Annotated in this window: 16 protein-coding genes; 15 read left to right on the forward strand and 1 reads right to left on the reverse strand. The window is 63.7% G+C overall.

Annotated features, from left to right (window positions below):
* Positions 1-19 precede the first annotated feature (19 nt).
* Positions 20-1,315 (forward strand): threonine synthase, encoded by a 1,296-nt coding sequence (gene thrC / locus HDE80_RS15660; RefSeq protein WP_184672621.1) that lies wholly within the window; start codon positions 20-22, stop codon positions 1,313-1,315.
* A gap of 84 nt (positions 1,316-1,399) precedes the next feature.
* On the opposite strand, the gene HDE80_RS15665 is transcribed toward thrC, so the two are convergent.
* A complete protein-coding gene (locus HDE80_RS15665) occupies positions 1,400-1,975 on the reverse strand; it encodes a hydrolase (protein WP_184672423.1) in 576 nt (191 codons plus the stop codon).
* A gap of 91 nt (positions 1,976-2,066) precedes the next feature.
* Between HDE80_RS15665 and HDE80_RS15670 the strand changes: the two genes are divergently transcribed.
* The 14 genes from HDE80_RS15670 to HDE80_RS15735 all read left to right on the forward strand — a co-directional run bounded on the left by HDE80_RS15670 (position 2,067) and on the right by HDE80_RS15735 (position 16,207).
* The gene (locus tag HDE80_RS15670; protein WP_184672425.1) at positions 2,067-2,651 is read left to right on the forward strand and encodes a TetR/AcrR family transcriptional regulator; all 585 of its coding nucleotides are present in this window, start codon (positions 2,067-2,069) and stop codon (positions 2,649-2,651) included.
* Between the two features lie 136 nt (positions 2,652-2,787).
* Positions 2,788-2,925, forward strand: coding sequence for a hypothetical protein (locus HDE80_RS15675; protein ID WP_184672427.1), 138 nt, complete (start codon positions 2,788-2,790; stop codon positions 2,923-2,925).
* Positions 2,926-3,033: 108 nt separating this feature from the next.
* The gene (locus HDE80_RS15680; protein ID WP_184602781.1) at positions 3,034-4,626 is read left to right on the forward strand and encodes a 2-isopropylmalate synthase; all 1,593 of its coding nucleotides are present in this window, start codon (positions 3,034-3,036) and stop codon (positions 4,624-4,626) included.
* A gap of 35 nt (positions 4,627-4,661) precedes the next feature.
* Positions 4,662-5,663: a branched-chain amino acid transaminase gene (locus HDE80_RS15685; protein WP_184602783.1), complete on the forward strand. Its 1,002-nt coding sequence runs from the start codon at positions 4,662-4,664 to the stop codon at positions 5,661-5,663.
* Positions 5,660-7,069, forward strand: a complete 1,410-nt coding sequence (leuC, locus tag HDE80_RS15690; protein ID WP_184672429.1) for a 3-isopropylmalate dehydratase large subunit — start codon at positions 5,660-5,662, stop codon at positions 7,067-7,069. Before HDE80_RS15685 ends, leuC begins: the two co-directional genes overlap by 4 nt.
* Positions 7,066-7,653 carry a 3-isopropylmalate dehydratase small subunit gene (gene leuD, locus HDE80_RS15695; RefSeq protein ID WP_184672431.1) on the forward strand — a complete coding sequence of 196 codons (588 nt, stop codon included), beginning with the start codon at positions 7,066-7,068 and terminating at the stop codon, positions 7,651-7,653. The genes leuC and leuD overlap by 4 nt, the downstream gene beginning before the upstream one ends.
* A complete protein-coding gene (leuB, locus tag HDE80_RS15700) occupies positions 7,650-8,741 on the forward strand; it encodes a 3-isopropylmalate dehydrogenase (protein WP_184672433.1) in 1,092 nt (363 codons plus the stop codon). Before leuD ends, leuB begins: the two co-directional genes overlap by 4 nt.
* Before the next feature lie 123 nt (positions 8,742-8,864).
* A complete protein-coding gene (gene ilvD / locus HDE80_RS15705) occupies positions 8,865-10,601 on the forward strand; it encodes a dihydroxy-acid dehydratase (protein ID WP_184672435.1) in 1,737 nt (578 codons plus the stop codon).
* Positions 10,598-11,620 (forward strand): ketol-acid reductoisomerase, encoded by a 1,023-nt coding sequence (ilvC, locus tag HDE80_RS15710; RefSeq protein WP_184672437.1) that lies wholly within the window; start codon positions 10,598-10,600, stop codon positions 11,618-11,620. Before ilvD ends, ilvC begins: the two co-directional genes overlap by 4 nt.
* A 96-nt stretch (positions 11,621-11,716) precedes the next feature.
* Positions 11,717-12,073, forward strand: a complete 357-nt coding sequence (locus tag HDE80_RS15715; RefSeq protein ID WP_184672439.1) for a hypothetical protein — start codon at positions 11,717-11,719, stop codon at positions 12,071-12,073.
* A 183-nt stretch (positions 12,074-12,256) separates the two neighbouring features.
* On the forward strand, positions 12,257-14,059 hold the full coding sequence (gene ilvB / locus HDE80_RS15720) for a biosynthetic-type acetolactate synthase large subunit (protein ID WP_184672623.1): 1,803 nt from the start codon (positions 12,257-12,259) through the stop codon (positions 14,057-14,059).
* A gap of 10 nt (positions 14,060-14,069) precedes the next feature.
* Complete coding sequence (gene ilvN, locus HDE80_RS15725; protein ID WP_184602796.1) at positions 14,070-14,351, forward strand: acetolactate synthase small subunit; 282 nt, start codon at positions 14,070-14,072, stop codon at positions 14,349-14,351.
* Positions 14,352-14,377: 26 nt separating this feature from the next.
* On the forward strand, positions 14,378-15,952 hold the full coding sequence (gene ilvA / locus HDE80_RS15730; protein ID WP_221437653.1) for a threonine ammonia-lyase, biosynthetic: 1,575 nt from the start codon (positions 14,378-14,380) through the stop codon (positions 15,950-15,952).
* Between the two features lie 102 nt (positions 15,953-16,054).
* A complete protein-coding gene (locus HDE80_RS15735) occupies positions 16,055-16,207 on the forward strand; it encodes a hypothetical protein (RefSeq protein WP_184672443.1) in 153 nt (50 codons plus the stop codon).
* Positions 16,208-16,233: the final 26 nt, after the last annotated feature.

Consider the following 16,233-nt stretch of genomic DNA (forward strand, 5'->3'; position numbering starts at 1 on the left):
CGCCGCGACGGCGGCCGCGATGCACTATGTCAGCACGCGTGGCGGCAGCCCGACCGTGTCGATCAGCGCCGCCATTGCCGCCGGCTTGGCGCCCGACGGTGGCCTATACGCGCCCGAGGCGCTTCCGCGACTCGATGCGTCCGCGTTCGATCCACACGGCACGCTCGCCGATACCGCCGCCACCCTTCTGGCGCCGTTCTTCGCCGGCGATGCGCTGGCGGATGAACTACCTGCGATTTGCGCCGAATCACTGAATCTAGACACGCCGATGCGCGCACTGCCGCGGGGCAACGCGCACGTGCTGGAACTCTTCCACGGCCCGACCGCCGCCTTCAAGGATATCGGCGCGCGCTTCCTCGCTGCCTGCATGCGAAGGCTGCCGCGTGCCGATGCGCGGCCGCTGACGATTCTCGTCGCTACCTCTGGCGATACGGGTGCTGCCGTGGGCGCGGCTTTCCACCACCAGTCCGGTTTGCGCGTGGTGATTTTGTATCCCGATGGCAAGGTGTCGCCACGCCAGGCGCATCAGCTGGGCTGCTTCGGCGACAACGTGCACGCATTGCGTATAGACGGCCGTTTCGACGACTGCCAGCGCATGGTCAAGGCGGCGCTCAGCGATACGAAGCTGCAGGCCACCGTGCCGCTGACCTCGGCCAACAGCATCAGCCTCGGGCGCCTGCTGCCGCAGATGAGCTACTACGCGCACGCCGCGCTGGGCTGGTGGCGCGAACACGGCGAACCGCTCAATGTCATCGTGCCCACCGGCAACCTCGGCAACGCGATGGCCTGCCTGTGGGTGCGCGAAATGGGCTTACCGATCGGCCAGGTGCAGCTCGCCTGCAACGCCAACACCACCCTATCCGACTATTTCGCCGGTGCCGACTACCAGCCGCGCGCGGCGATCACCACGCTTGCCAACGCGATGGACGTAGGCGCGCCGAGCAACGTCGAACGACTGCGTTGGACCTTTCCCGATGAGCACGTGATGCGCCAATTACTGCAAGCGCACAGCGTCAGCGACGAAGCGATTCAAGCAACCATCACCGCCCACGCCCGCGATCACGGCGAGGTGTTCTGCCCACATACCGCGACCGCCGTGCACCGGCTCGACCAGCTGCGCGCCGCCGGCGACACCACGTCATGGACCGTGGTTGCCACCGCCCATCCGGCCAAGTTCGACAGCGTGGTCGAGCCGTTGATCGGACACCCTGTCGATGTACCGGACGCACTCTCCGCCATGCTGGCTCGCCCGGCCATCGCCGAGCCGCTGACGGCGGATGACCAAGCGCTCAAGGCCTGGCTGCTCAGTCATTAGCATAGCCAACGCGTATCAAATGATGGATGCCTTCAAAAGCGTCTAGCCGTGCTAATGACAGATTCGATGCCACGGACCCAGATCTCAGGCCAAGATCCCGAGAATCTCAGCCGTCGATCGCACCCGACCCAGCCGCGGAAAGATGTTGTCGATCGCGAAGCGGTGCTGCTCGGCATTCGCTGCGCTCATCGCGTCTTCGGCAAAGATCACGGCATAGCCATGCTCCCACGCAGAACGCGCGGTCGACTCGACACCGATGTTGGTGGAGATGCCGCCCAGCACGATCTGCGTGATGCCGCGACGGCGCAGTTGCAGGTCGAGATCGGTGCCGTAAAAAGCACCCCACTGGCGTTTCATGACAAGAATATCGCCCGGTTCGGTCGCGAGTTCATCGGCAAGCTCGAGCCAGTTGGCCGGCAAACCATTCGGTGAAACAGGCGCCGGACGATCGACCGGCTGCTTGAGCGCATCGCCAAAATCAGCCGACCAGCCCACGCGCACCAGTACCACCGGCGCCTTCAAGGCGCGAAAGCGCGATGCCAGCGCGCCAGCCCGTGCAAACACGTCGGACGAGCTGTGCGGCCCGCCGGCAAAGGGTGCAATGCCCTTTTGCAGATCAATCAGAACAAGCGCGGTATTCTGCGGATTCAAGTTTTCCACAATAGCCTCCAAACCATAGTTCAAGCATATATGTGAGGATACGCTCACTTAGGATTTTATGAGGATGACCTCACAAAAAGCAAGCCAAGCCATGCGCGAACCCACCCGCAAACGGGGGCACGAGCGCGTCGCCGCGCTGTTGAACGCGGCCGCCAGCTGCTTTGTCGAGAAGGGTTACGATGCGGTCACACTGACCGAGATTGCTGCCCGCGCAGGCGCCTCGATCGGCTCGCTCTACCAGTTTTTCCCGAGCAGGGAAGCGCTGGTACAGGCGCTGCTGGCCGAATACACCGAAGCGTTGTATGCGAGGTTGGCAACACTCGTCGCACAAGCCGGAACATGGGACATCGATCAGCTCGGTACGCAGCTGATCGGCTTTCTGGTGCTCTTTCGTCGGCGCTATCCGGCCTTTGCCGTGCTTGCGGAATCGGCATCGCTTCCCGCAAGCCATGGCACCACCATCCGCAAGCGCTTGCGTGCCGAGCTTCAGGCAATCTTGCGACAGAAGTCACCCAGCATGCCCCTCGTCACATTGCAGGCGGCAACGATAGTCGTCCAGCAACTGATGAAGGCCGCGCTGGCAATAAATGCGGAGCCCGGCCTCCCCGATCGCAAGAACGCACTCGCCCAGCTGGAGCGCGCGCTGCAACTGTATCTGCGTTCGATCCTTTCATAGCCAGCGCAAACGCGTGGCAGAACATCTGGACGGCCAGCCGTCCAAATGCGGATTTGCCCGCAACAAAAAAGTTACCAAGGAAACTACTTCAGAAAAAGGTTGACAGGCTTTACCAAGGTGCCTTACGGTCAACCACATGTCGCAACGCACAAGCCACCGCAGCCGTACTCCGACCAGCCGCCTCGTCTCGGTCGATGCCCTGCTGCAGCTGCGCGGCAAGCTTCTCGTTACCCTTGTACTCGTACTCCTTATTACCAACGGAGGTGCGGGCTGAGGGCATGTGTCCAGGGTGATAGAAAAACCTGAAGACTCCCAAAGAACCCCGCACCGGCAACGGAGCGGGGTTTTTTAATGCCATCGGCAACGCACACACAGCGGAGCCATGATGAAAAACCAAGACCAGCAATCTGACGACGGCATCAGCGACGTAGCGGCCGATCACGTGCGTATTTTCGACACTACCTTGCGCGATGGCGAACAGGCGCCCGGCTTCTCGATGGACCGCCGCGCCAAGCTGCGCATGGCGCAGGCGCTAGAGGCACTTGGCGTCGACGTGCTCGAGGCCGGCTTTCCGCAAGCCTCGCCGGATGACTTTGCTGCCGTCGCCGACATCGCCCGGCTGCTGAAGACCACCACCGTTTGCGGCCTGGCGCGCTGCCAGACCGGCGACATCGACACCACCGGCCGAGCACTGGAAAAAGCCAACCATTCGCGCATTCATGTCTTTCTGTCGACCAGCCCGCTGCATCGCGAGCACAAGCTGCGCATGAGCAAGGCACAAGTGCTGGACACGACCGTGATGGCCGTCGAGCGCGCCCGCGGCCTGTGCCATGAAGTGGAGTTCTCCGCTGAGGACGCGTTACGGACGGAACCAGACTTTCTGGTCGAGGTGTTCAGCGCCGCCATTGCTGCGGGCGCCACCACCGTCAACGCGCCGGATACGGTCGGTTACACGACGCCATCGGAAATCTTCGAGCTGTTCACTTACCTGCGCAAGAACGTCAAAGGCGCCGACAAGGTGATCTTCTCCAGCCATTGCCACGACGATCTGGGCATGGCCGTGGCCAACAGCCTGGCCGCGATCAGCGCCGGCGCGCGTCAAGTCGAGTGCACCATCAACGGCATCGGCGAGCGTGCCGGCAACGCGTCGCTGGAAGAAATCGTCATGGCCCTGAAGGTGCGCGCGCCCTATTTCGACGTCGATACCCGCATCGACACACGCAAGCTGCATCCGACCTCACGCCTGCTGACCCAGATCACCGGCCAGGCCGTGCCGCGCAACAAGGCCATCGTCGGCGATAACGCGTTTGCGCACGAATCGGGCATCCACCAGCACGGCATGCTGAAACATCGTGGCACTTACGAAATCATGCGTTCGGAAGACGTCGGCATTCCCGAGGTACGCATGGTGCTGGGCAAGCATTCCGGCCGCGCCGCGCTGCGCCAGCGCCTGGAAAGTCTGGGCCAAAAGGTCGACGAGACCGCGATGGACGACATCTTTGCGCGCTTCAAAACACTGGCCGACAAAAAGCGAGAAATCCACGACGAGGATCTGGAAGCCATCGCGATGGGTCTGGATCCCGATGCCGCTGGCCCGTGGCGGATCGTGCAGCTCAACACCACCACGCACCTGGGCGGCAGCGCCTCGGCCTCGGTCAAGCTGGCGCACGACGACGGTCAGGAAGCCAGCGAAACCGCGATCGGCGACGGCCCGGTCGACGCCGTGTTGCGCGCAATCGAACGCGCTGCGGGCAACGAACTGAAGCTGACCGACTTCGCCGTGCGCTCGGTCAGCGAAGGCGGCGATGCGCAGGGTCAGGCCCAGCTCACCGTGCGCCACAACGAACGCGACTGGCGCGGCCACGGTGTCAGCACCGACATCGTCGAAGCCACCGCACTAGCAGCGCTGGACATCGTCAACCGCATCGAACGTCAGACGCCAGCCATGCAGCGCGTCGCCGTCGCCCATCTCTGACTACTACGCATTCGTTACTTCATTCGGAACTTGTCATGACCACACCTTTCATCTGGCACAACGGCAGTATCAAGCCCTGGGCCGAAGCCACCGTCCACGTCAGCGCCCACGCCTTGCATTACGGCTCCTCAGTGTTCGAGGGCGAGCGCGTCTATGCCACGCACCGCGGGCCGGCGTATTTCCGCCTGACCGATCACACGCACCGTTTGTTCGAATCGGCCAGCATGTACGAGATCGACGTCGGTTACACCGAAGACGAAATCAACGCCGCCTGCATCGAGCTGATCCGCGTCAACCAGATGGCCTCGGCCTATGTACGGCCGATTGTGTTTCGCGGCGCCGGCGCCCTGGGCGTGCTGCCGAAGGATGGCTCGCCGGTGGACGTGTCGATCATGGCGCTGGACTGGGGCGCGTATCTGGGTGATGCACTGGAGGTGGGCGCCGACGTCTGCGTGTCATCGTGGAACCGCGCTGCGCCCAATACTTTCCCGAGCTGGGCCAAGGCCGGCGGCAATTACCTGAACAGCCAGCTGATTGCGTTCGAAGCACGACGCGGCGGTTACGACGAAGGCATCGCGTTGGGCCACAACGGCCTGCTCAGCGAAGGCGCCGGCGAAAACCTGTTCCTGGTGCGCAAGGGCCGGCTGTTCACGCCACCCACCAGCGCCGGCATCCTGGCCGGCATCACCCGCGACACCATCATCACGTTGGCCGAGGACATGGGCCTGCGCGTGGAAGAACGCGACATGCCGCGCGAGGCGCTTTATTCGGCCGACGAGATTTTCATGACCGGCACCGCGGCCGAAGTCACACCGGTGCGCTCGGTCGACCGTAAACCCGTCGGCAAGGGCGAGCCCGGCCCAATCACCCGCGCGCTCCAGCAAGCCTTCTTTGGCCTGTTCGACGGCCGCACCGAAGACAGTCGCGGTTGGCTGAATTATGTGAGTGCGCCCATCGCTGACCGCGAAGATCAAGAAGCGGCCATCCATGGCCGCACTCCTCACATAGAGCCGTCAACCAAGGAGATCGCGGCGTGACTGCGAAGACACTATTCGAAAAAGTCTGGGACGCCCACGAGGTGGTGGCCGAAACCAACGACACCCCGGCAACCCTGTACGTTGATCTACACCTGATCCACGAAGTGACCACGCCGCAGGCCTTCACCGAACTGCGCCAGCGGGGGCTGCCCGTGCGCCGCCCGGACAAGGTGCTGGCAACGCTGGATCATTCAACACCAACGTCCCCGGCCGATGCGGCAGGCAACTATGCCTATGTCACGCCGGAAGCTGGGCAGCAGGTGGCGATGCTGGAAGCGAACTGCGCCGAATTCGGTATCGAGTTGAACGGCTGGGGGAGTGACCACCGTGGCATCGTCCACGTGATCGGCCCCGAGTACGGTGCTACGCAGCCGGGCATGACGATCGTCTGCGGCGACAGCCACACCGCCACGCATGGCGCGTTCGGCGCGCTGGCGTTCGGCATCGGCACCACCGAAGTCGGTCACGTACTGGCCACGCAGTGCCTGCTGCAGCGCAAGCCCAAAACGCTGGCCATCCACGTCAACGGCAAGCTCAAGCCTGGCGTCGGCGCGAAGGATCTGATCCTGCACGTGATCGGAAAAATCGGCGTGGGCGGCGGCACCGGCCAGGTGATCGAATACCGCGGTAGTGCCATCGAGGCCTTGTCGATGGAACAGCGCATGACGGTGTGCAACATGTCGATCGAGGCGGGCGCCCGCGCTGGCCTGATCGCCCCGGACGAGACTACCTTTGCCTGGCTCAAGGGCCGTCCGCGTGCACCGCAAGGTGCCGCGTGGGACGCCGCCGTGACGCACTGGAAATCGCTGGTCACCGACGACGGGGCGGCGTACGACAACGAGGTGTTTATCGACGCCACCGACATCGGCGCCACGATCACCTACGGCACCCATCCGGGCATGGTCACGCCTATCGGTGCGGCCATTCCCGCTGCCCGTGATGCCCAGGAAGAAAAGGCGTTGGCCTATATGCAGTTCAGCGGCGGCCAGCGCTTGACCGGAGAGAAGGTCGACGTGGTCTTCGTCGGCAGTTGCACCAATTCGCGCTTGTCCGATCTGCGCGAGGCAGCGGATGTCATGCGCGGCCGCAAGGTCGCGCCCGGCGTGCGCGCCCTGATCGTGCCCGGCTCGGTGCTGATCAAGCGCGAAGCCGAGGCGGAAGGCCTGGACGAAGTGTTCCGTGCCGCCGGCGCCGAATGGCGCGAAGCCGGCTGCTCGATGTGCATCGGCATGAACGGCGATATCGCCCAGCCGGGCCAGCTGGTGGTGTCCACCAGCAATCGCAACTTCGAAGGCCGTCAGGGCAAGGGCGCACGCACCGTGCTGGCCAGCCCGCTGGTAGCAGCGGTTGCTGCCGTCACCGGCCAGATCACCGACCCATCCACGTTTCTGGAGCAGGCCGCATGAAGCCGCTGACACAGATCCGCTCGCGCACCGCCGTGCTGCCGTTCGAGAACATCGACACTGACCGCATCATCCCGGCGCGCTTCCTCACCACCACCGAACGCTCCGGGCTGGGCAGATTCGCCTTCAACGACTGGCGCTACAGCGCCGACGGCAGCGACAACCCGGACTTCCCGCTCAATAAACCGGAAACGAAAGGCTGCGCCATCCTGGTGGCTGGCCACAACTTCGGCTGCGGCTCTTCGCGCGAACACGCACCTTGGGCGCTGCTGGATTTCGGCCTGCAGGCGGTGATCTCGTCGGAGATCGCGGACATCTTCCGCAGCAATTCGTTGAAGAACGGCCTGCTCACCATCGTGGTGCCAGCGGATGCGCATCGCCGCCTGCTGGAACAACCCGGTATCGAGCTGAGCATCGACGTACGCGAGCAGTTCGTGGCGGTGCCCGACGGCAGCCGCATCGGTTTCGAGCTTGAGCCGTTTGCCAAGCACTGTCTGCTCAACGGTGTCGACCAGCTTGGCTACCTGTTGCAGCAGAACGACGCGATCACCGCTTACGAACATCAGCACAAGGACCAGGCCGCATGAAGGCACATATCGTTACCCTCCCCGGCGACGGTGTCGGCCCGGAAGTCACCGCTGCCGCGGTGGCTGTACTCAACGCCATCGCGAAACATGGCGGCCATACTTTCGCTTTTGAAGAACAGGCGATCGGTGGTGCCGCCATCGACGCTTTTGGTGAGCCGTTGCCGGCCGCCTCGCTGGAGGCCTGCAAACGCGCCGATGCCGTGCTGCTGGGCGCGGTCGGTGGACCGAAGTGGTCTGATCCGAATGCCAAGGTTCGCCCCGAGCAGGGGCTGCTGGCGTTGCGCGCGGCGCTGGGCGTGTACGCGAACCTGCGCCCGTTGCAAGTGCATCCCGCACTGGCCAACCTGTCGCCGCTGAAAAACGAGAAGCTGAAAAACGTCGATGTGCTGTTCGTGCGCGAACTCACCGGCGGCACCTACTTCGGCGCCAAGACGCGCACCGAGGACACCGCCACCGACGAGTGCAAGTACACCGTGCACGAGATCGAACGCGTGGTGCGTCGTGCGTTTGATCTGGCACGCGGCCGCAAGAAACATCTCACCTCGGTGGACAAGGCCAACGTGCTGGAAACCTCGCGGCTGTGGCGCAGCACGGTGCAGCGCATCGCGCCGGAGTATCCGGATATTTCTGTCGAGCATCAGCTAGTCGATTCGATGGCGATGCTGCTGCTGACCCAGCCTTCGCATTACGACGTGGTGGTGACCGAGAACCTGTTCGGCGACATCCTGACCGACGAAGCCGCCGCGATTGCCGGTTCCCTCGGCCTGCTGCCATCGGCCTCGCTGGGCGATGGCAGCAAAGGACTGTACGAACCGATCCACGGCTCAGCACCGGACATCGCGGGCAAGGGCGTGGCCAACCCGATCGGCACGATCCTTTCCGCCGCGATGCTGCTGCGTCACTCGCTGCAGCTGGATGCCGAAGCCGCCGCGATCGAGGCGGCTGTCGACCAGGTGTTGCGCGAGGGCCCGCATACCCGCGACATCGGCGGCGACGCCGGCACCGATGCGGTGCGCGATGCGGTGCTGCGCGCGATCGACCGTCACGTCGAGGCCGCCGAAACCTCGTTCGCCGGCGCCAGCGCATGAAACCCGCTCCTCAACGTATTTGCAGTTCCCCGATTGGACACAGGGACGCGTCCAGTTTTTTTATATCGCCGCCTCAGCAGATGCCTTCCACACCGGTGCCATTCAAAACTACTGGAATCCCCCATGCGTAGTGATCAGATCAAGACCGGCCCCGATCGGGCCCCTGCTCGCGCGATGCTGCGTGCCACCGGGCTGGACGATGAAGCCATCGCCAAACCGCTGGTCGCCATCGTGCACACATGGTCCAACGTGAGCCCGTGCAACCTCAACCTGCGCGAACTGGCCGAGCATGCTGCCGCTGGCGTCCGCGCCGCCGGCGGCACGCCGATCGAGTTCAACACCATCGCCGTGACCGACGGCATCGCCATGGGCACCCCAGGCATGCGCGCCTCGCTGATCAGCCGTGAAGTGATCACCGACTCGATCGAGCTGGCCGTCGACGGCCACTGCCTCGATGCGATGGTGGTGCTGTGCGGCTGCGACAAGACCATTCCGGCCGCCGCGATGGCGATGGCACGATTGAATATCCCCGCCGTCGCGCTCTATGGCGGCAGCATCGCCCACGGCACGCATGACAATCACCCGATCACCATCCAGCAGGTGTTCGAGGCCGTCGGCGCGCACGGTGCGGGCAAGATCAGCGATGCCGAACTGACCTCAGTGGAAAAAGATGCTTGCCCCGGCGCTGGCGCCTGCGGCGGCCAGTTCACTGCCAACACGATGGCGATGGTGCTGACCACGCTGGGGCTGTCGCCAATGGGCTTCAATGACATTCCGGCCACGCATCCGGCCAAAGGTCAGGCCGCATTTCGCTGCGGCGAACTGGTGATGGAATGCTTCAAACAGGACCGCAAGCCGCTCGACCTGCTCAGCCGCACCTCGTTCCGCAATGCCGCGCGCATGGTCGCGGCAACCGCGGGCTCCACCAATGCCGTGTTGCACCTGCTGGCGATCGCCCGCGAAGCCGATATCGAATGGAACCTGGAAGATTTCGAGCCGGCCTCGGTGCATACCCCGGTGATTGCCGACCTGCTGCCGGCCGGCCGCTATACCGCGGTCGAGTTGTTCGGTGCGGGCGGTAGCGGCCGCGTAGCGCAGGAGCTGATTGCGGTCGACATGCTGGATGACGCACCCACCATTACCGGCCGCAGCCTGTTCGAGGAAGCTGCCGCCGCGCCGCGTGCCGACAAGCAGGACGTGGTGCATCCGGTCAGCCGCCCGCTCAAGCCCCGCGGCGGCTATTCCATCCTTTACGGCAACCTCGCGCCGGACGGCTGCATCCTCAAGCTGGCCGGCAAGGAAAGTGGTCAGTTCGAAGGCAAAGCCCGCGTGTTCGAGAGCGAGGAGCAAGCCTTCGCCGCCGTGCAGGGCGACCACATCCACGCCGGCGACGTCATCGTGATCCGTAACGAAGGCCCGGCGGGCGGCCCCGGCATGCGCGAAATGCTCGGCGTCACTGCGGCGCTGATCGGTCGCGGCCTGGGCAACGACGTGGCGCTGATCACCGACGGTCGCTTTTCCGGCGCTACCCACGGATTCATGGTCGGCCACATCGCACCAGAAGCCGCGCGCGGCGGTCCGATCGCCCTGCTGCGCGAAGGCGACAGCGTGATCATCGATGCGGAAAAGCGCGAGCTGCGCACCAGTGTCGACCTGACCAGCCGCCGTGCCGACTGGCATCCACCAGCACCCAAAGTCACCCACGGCGCGCTAGCCAAATACGCGCTGCTGGTCGGTTCCGCCTCCGATGGCGCCACCACTCAGCCAATCAATGCATCCGGTCGTCCAGCCATCCAGACGTCCAAAAACTCTTCCACCCAAGCGACTCAAACCCAATCGAACCCAGGAGCCACCGCATGAGCCACACCACCAACGACACTCTCGCCAAGGCGCGCATCGCCGTTCTCGGCTACGGCAGCCAGGGCCGCGCCCACGCCCTGAACCTGAAGGATTCCGGCCTCGACGTGGTGATCGGCCTGCGTCCCGGCGGCCCGACCTGGAAAAAGGCCGAGGCCGACGGCTTCGCCGTGGTCGAACCCGCGCACGCCGTGATCGGTGCCGATCTGGTCGCCGTGCTGACGCCGGACATGGTGCAGCCAACTCTGTACAAGGACGTGATCGAGCCGAACATCAAGCCCGGTGCTGCGCTGCTGTTCGCCCACGGCTTCAACATCCACTTCAAGCAGATCAGCCCGCGCGACGACATCGACGTGATCCTGGTCGCGCCGAAGGGCCCGGGTGCACTGGTGCGCAGCGAATACGAACGCGGCCGCGGCGTGCCGTGCATCTGGGCCGTGCACCAGGATGTCAGCGGTCACGCCGAAGCAACCACCAAGGCCTATGCCGACGGTATCGGTGGCGGTCGCGCGATGCTGATCCAGACCGACTTCAAGGAAGAAACCGAGACCGATCTGTTCGGCGAGCAAGCCGTGCTGTGCGGCGGCGCCAGCGAGCTGGTGATCAAGGGCTTCGAGACGCTGGTCGAAGCCGGCTACCAGCCCGAGATCGCCTACTACGAAGTGATGCACGAGCTGAAGCTGATCGTCGACCTGTTCTACGAAGGCGGCATCACCCGCATGCTGGAGTTCGTCTCCGAGACCGCGCAGTACGGCGATTACGTCAGCGGTCCGCGCATCGTCGATGCCGAGACCAAGAAGCGCATGAAGGCCGTGCTCACCGATATCCAGGATGGCACCTTCGCGAAGAACTGGACGGCGGAATACAAGGCCGGCCTGCCGAACTACAAAAAGTTCAAGCAGGCCGATCTCGATCATCCGATCGAGAAGGTCGGCAAGGAGCTGCGCGCGCGCATGCCATGGCTGCAGGCCGGCAAAGCCGCTGCAACGCCGGCAGCCGAACCGCTGAAGAAAGTGGGCTGAGCCCTGAACCAATGGCCGCCACGCGATTCCATCCGCGTGGCGGCCATTGACCCTAACCGATCCATCTCATCAAGTTAACTTCATCTGAGAATGCTCATGAAACGTTTTCATATCGCTCTGGCTGTGCGCAACCTCGATGACTCCATCGCCGACTACAGCGCGCGCCTTGGCCAGTCGCCGCAGCTCGTGGTTCAGGACAAGTACGCGTTGTGGCGCACCCGACAACTGAACTTCTCGATCAACGAACTCCCCGAGCAGGCCGGTCAGGTTCGCCATATCGGCTTCGAGGACGACGAGGCCAAGGGCTTCACTATCTCCAAGGATGCCAACGGCATCGAATGGGAGAATTTTTCCGCCACCGATCAGGAGGCGCTGATCGAGTCGATCTACGGCGAGCCTACCTACGCCATGGTGGGCATCAACATGGATGCGGTCGAATTAATCCGCAATTAGACGTCCAAATATGAATAGCGTGGTGCAACCTGCGGGCGCGCCAGCCATCACCAGACATTCCGTAAGCAGCCGACTCGCGGCAAACCCAGGACATCCATTGTGACTACGCAACTGCTGAAAGCACACAAGCCGACACCGTCCATTAGCATCAACGATGCACGGCATCCACTCACCGGTACACCGATGAGCGGTGCCGAAGTGGTGGTACAGGTGCTTGCCGACGAGTGCGTCAGCGTAATGTTCGGTTATTCCGGTGGCGCGATCCTGCCGGTGTACGACGCGCTGTTTCGCTACAACGCCGAACACGCGCGCTCCGACGGCACCGAACCGATGCCGCTGATCGTGCCGGCCAATGAGCAGGGTGCCGGCTTCATGGCGTCGGGCTATGCGCGCGCGTCAGGCAAGGTTGGCGTGGCGGTGGTCACATCGGGCCCTGGCGCCACCAACATGGTCACGCCGGTGCGCGACGCCATGGCCGACTCCACACCCATGGTGGTGATCTGCGGCCAGGTCGCCACCACCTCGCTGGGCAGCGATGCATTCCAGGAAGCACCGGTCAGCAACATCATGGGCGCCTGCGCCAAGCATGTGTTCCTGGTCACCGACGCCGAGATGCTGGAAGCCACGCTGCGCACGGCGTTCGAGATCGCACGCACTGGCCGCCCCGGTCCGGTGGTGGTGGATATTCCGAAGAACGTACAGAACACTGCGCTGCGGTTCGACGGCCAGTCACGTCTGCCCATTCCCGGCTATCGCGCGCGCCTGCGTGCGGTGAATGACGCACGACTGGATGACGCCGAATGCGCCGCGTTCTTCGCTGCCCTGGATGCCGCGCAGCGTCCGCTGATCTACGCCGGCGGCGGTGTGATCGCGGCCGAGGCGTCGCATGCCTTGCGTACCTTTGTCGATGCGTTCCGTCTGCCCGTCACCACCACACTGATGGGCCTGGGTGCGCTCGACACCAGCGATCCACTGGCGCTGCACATGCTCGGTATGCATGGTACGGCGTACGCCAATTACGCGGTAGAGGATTGCGATTTCATTCTTGCGCTCGGTGCGCGCTTCGATGACCGCGTGGCCGGCGTGCCGGACAAGTTTGCGCCGCGAGCCAAGTTCATTGCGCAGATCGATATCGACCCGGCCGAATTCGGCAAAGTCAAGGCCATCCAGTGGCATCACTGCGGTCCGATGGTGCGTACGCTGGAGCGACTGACCGAGTACGGCATCGCGCACGGCAAGCGACCGAAGCTCGACGCATGGCATACGCACATCGCCGAACTGAAGCGTGTACATGCGATGAACTACGACCGTGACAGCGAATTGATCCAGCCTTATGCGGTGATCGAGGAAATCAACAAGCACACCCAGGGCCGCGCGATCATCAGCACCGGCGTGGGCCAGCATCAGATGTGGGCGGCGCAATACTCGGCGTTCCGCGAGCCGCGGCAGTGGCTCACCTCCGGTTCGATGGGCACGATGGGCTTCGGCCTGCCGGCGGCGATCGGCGCGCAGTTCGCCCGGCCCGACGCGCTGGTGATCGACATCGACGGCGATGCCAGCATCCGCATGAACATCGGCGAGATGGAAGCCTGCACCACCTACAACCTGCCGGTGAAAGTGGTGGTGTTCAACAACCTCGGCGACGGCATGGTCCGGCAGTGGCAGAAGCTGTACTTCAAGGGTCGCTTCGCCGCGTCGGACAAGAGCCTGCACAGCAAGGATTTCGTCAAGGCGGCGCAGGCCGATGGTTTCAAGTTCGCCCAGCGGCTGGACCGCAAGGAAGCCATGGCGGCGACTATTGCCGATTTTCTCCGCTTCGACGGACCGGCTTTTCTCGAAGTGATGATCGACCCCGATGCCGGCGTCTATCCGATGGTCGGCCCCGGTGCCACCTACGCGCAGATGATCACCGGCGATCACATCGCCGCGCGCGATGCCAGCGCTGCGCCACCGGTGACCTCCACTCCCCTCGTCGACATGTTCTGAGTACCGACTTATGCGCCACACACTCTCCATTCTTCTGCAGAACGAATCCGGCGCGCTGCTGCGCGTGGCCGGGATGTTCGCCGCGCGCCACTGCAATATCGACACGCTGACCGTGGCCGCCACGCATGACCCGGCGATCTCGCAACTCACGCTGGTGTTGCATGGCGACGAAGCCACGCTGGAACAGATCGTGCGGCAGACGCGTAAGCTGATCGACGTGCTCGATGTTTCCACGCTGTCCCTGAGCGGCAGTGAATCGGGTCGACTCGTGGCGATGACTGCACCGCCGTGAATGCCGTCGTCGATGAGAAGCAGTCGCTGCTTGCGGAAAGCGCAGGCACGCCAAGCGATGCCGAGATCCTGACGCGCGCACAGTCTTCGCGCGTCTATGACGTGGCACGCGAGTCGCCGCTGGAATTCGCACCGCTGCTGTCGTCGAAGCTCGGCAGCGATATCTGGCTGAAACGCGAAGACCAGCAATCGGTGTTCTCATTCAAGCTGCGCGGTGCCTACAACCGCATGGTGAAACTCGATGCCGCACAGCGCGCGCGCGGCATTATCGCGGCGTCTGCCGGCAATCACGCGCAGGGCGTGGCACTGGCCGCGGCGAAGCTCGGTATCCAGACCACCATCGTGATGCCGGTAACCGCGCCGCAGGTGAAGATCGATGCCGTGCACCGCTTCGGCGGTGACTTTGTGCAGGTCGTGCTGACTGGCGATTCCTACAGCGATGCGCAGGTCGAAGCGGCACAGCTTCAACACACGCACGGCAGCGTGTTTGTGCATCCCTTCGACGATATCGATGTGATCGCAGGACAGGCCACCGTCGGCCTGGAAATCCTTCGTCAGCATCCGGAGGCACTGCATGCCGTCTTCGTGCCGGTGGGTGGCGGTGGCTTGCTGGCAGGCATCGCAACCTGCATCAAGGCGCTGCGACCCAACGTCAAGGTGATCGGTGTGCAGGCGGCGGACTCCGATGCCATGGCACAGTCGCTGGAAGCCGGCGAACGTGTCGCGCTCGACGAAGTGGGTCCGTTCGCCGACGGCACCACCGTAAAACAGGTTGGCGTGCACACCTTCGAACTGTGTCGCCGCCATGTCGACACCATGCTGCGCGTGGACACCGACGCGATCTGCGCAGCGATCCGCGACATTTATCAGGACACCCGCAGCGTGGCGGAGCCCTCTGGCGCGCTGGCCCTGGCTGGGCTCAAGCAGTATGTAGCAGTGCACGGTCCCTGCGAGGGCGCACTGGTGGCGGTGGTATCCGGCGCCAACATGAATTTTGATCGCCTCCGTTTCGTTGCCGAGCGCGCCAGCATCGGCGAACAGCGCGAAGCGGTATTTGCGGTCACCGTGCCCGAAGAACGCGGCAGCTTCAAACGCTTCTGCGCCGCGCTGGGCCAACACAGTGTCACCGAGTTCAACTACCGCATCGGCGATGCGTCGTCCGCACATATTTTCGTGGGCGTGCAGATCACCAAGCGCGAAGACCGCGACGCACTGCTCGCTGCGTTCAAGGAGCAAGGCTTCGGCGTGCTCGACCTCACCGACGACGAACTGGCCAAACTGCACCTGCGCCACATGATCGGCGGACGATCAACGCTGGCGCACGACGAACAGTTGTATCGCTTCGAATTTCCCGAGCGGCCCGGCGCGCTGCTGCGCTTTCTCGAACACATGCACCCGGACTGGAACATCAGCCTGTTCCACTACCGCAATCACGGCGCCGACTACGGCCGCATTCTGGTCGGCATCCAGGTGCCACCGCACGAGCGGGCGATATTCCAGCAGTTTCTCGGCACGTTGGGTTATCCACATTCCAACGAAAGCGATAATCCGGCCTACCGATTGCTGCTGTGCGATAGCGACTCCGCTTCGGTAGATGCATAGTTCGCCCATGTAGCGGTCATCACCGCCCTCACCTGGCTATCGCATGCCGTTAACGTCTGCGCCGCCACTCTCGATGCTCACCAGCAAACGTGGAGCATTCCAATGCCAACCAACCCCATGAACCCGCAACCGCCGTTTGCCGAACCCGGCAAAGGCCTGCCCGAACGCGAGATTGAAAGCCCGGGACACGCCCATCCCGCGCGTGATGCAGACCCCGAGCCGCTGCAACCCGATCGCGACGACGACCTGCTCTGAGACCTGATCGTTTACCAGCTTGATGT

This window comes from Rhodanobacter sp. A1T4 (genome assembly GCF_014207185.1).
Lineage (GTDB): Bacteria > Pseudomonadota > Gammaproteobacteria > Xanthomonadales > Rhodanobacteraceae > Rhodanobacter.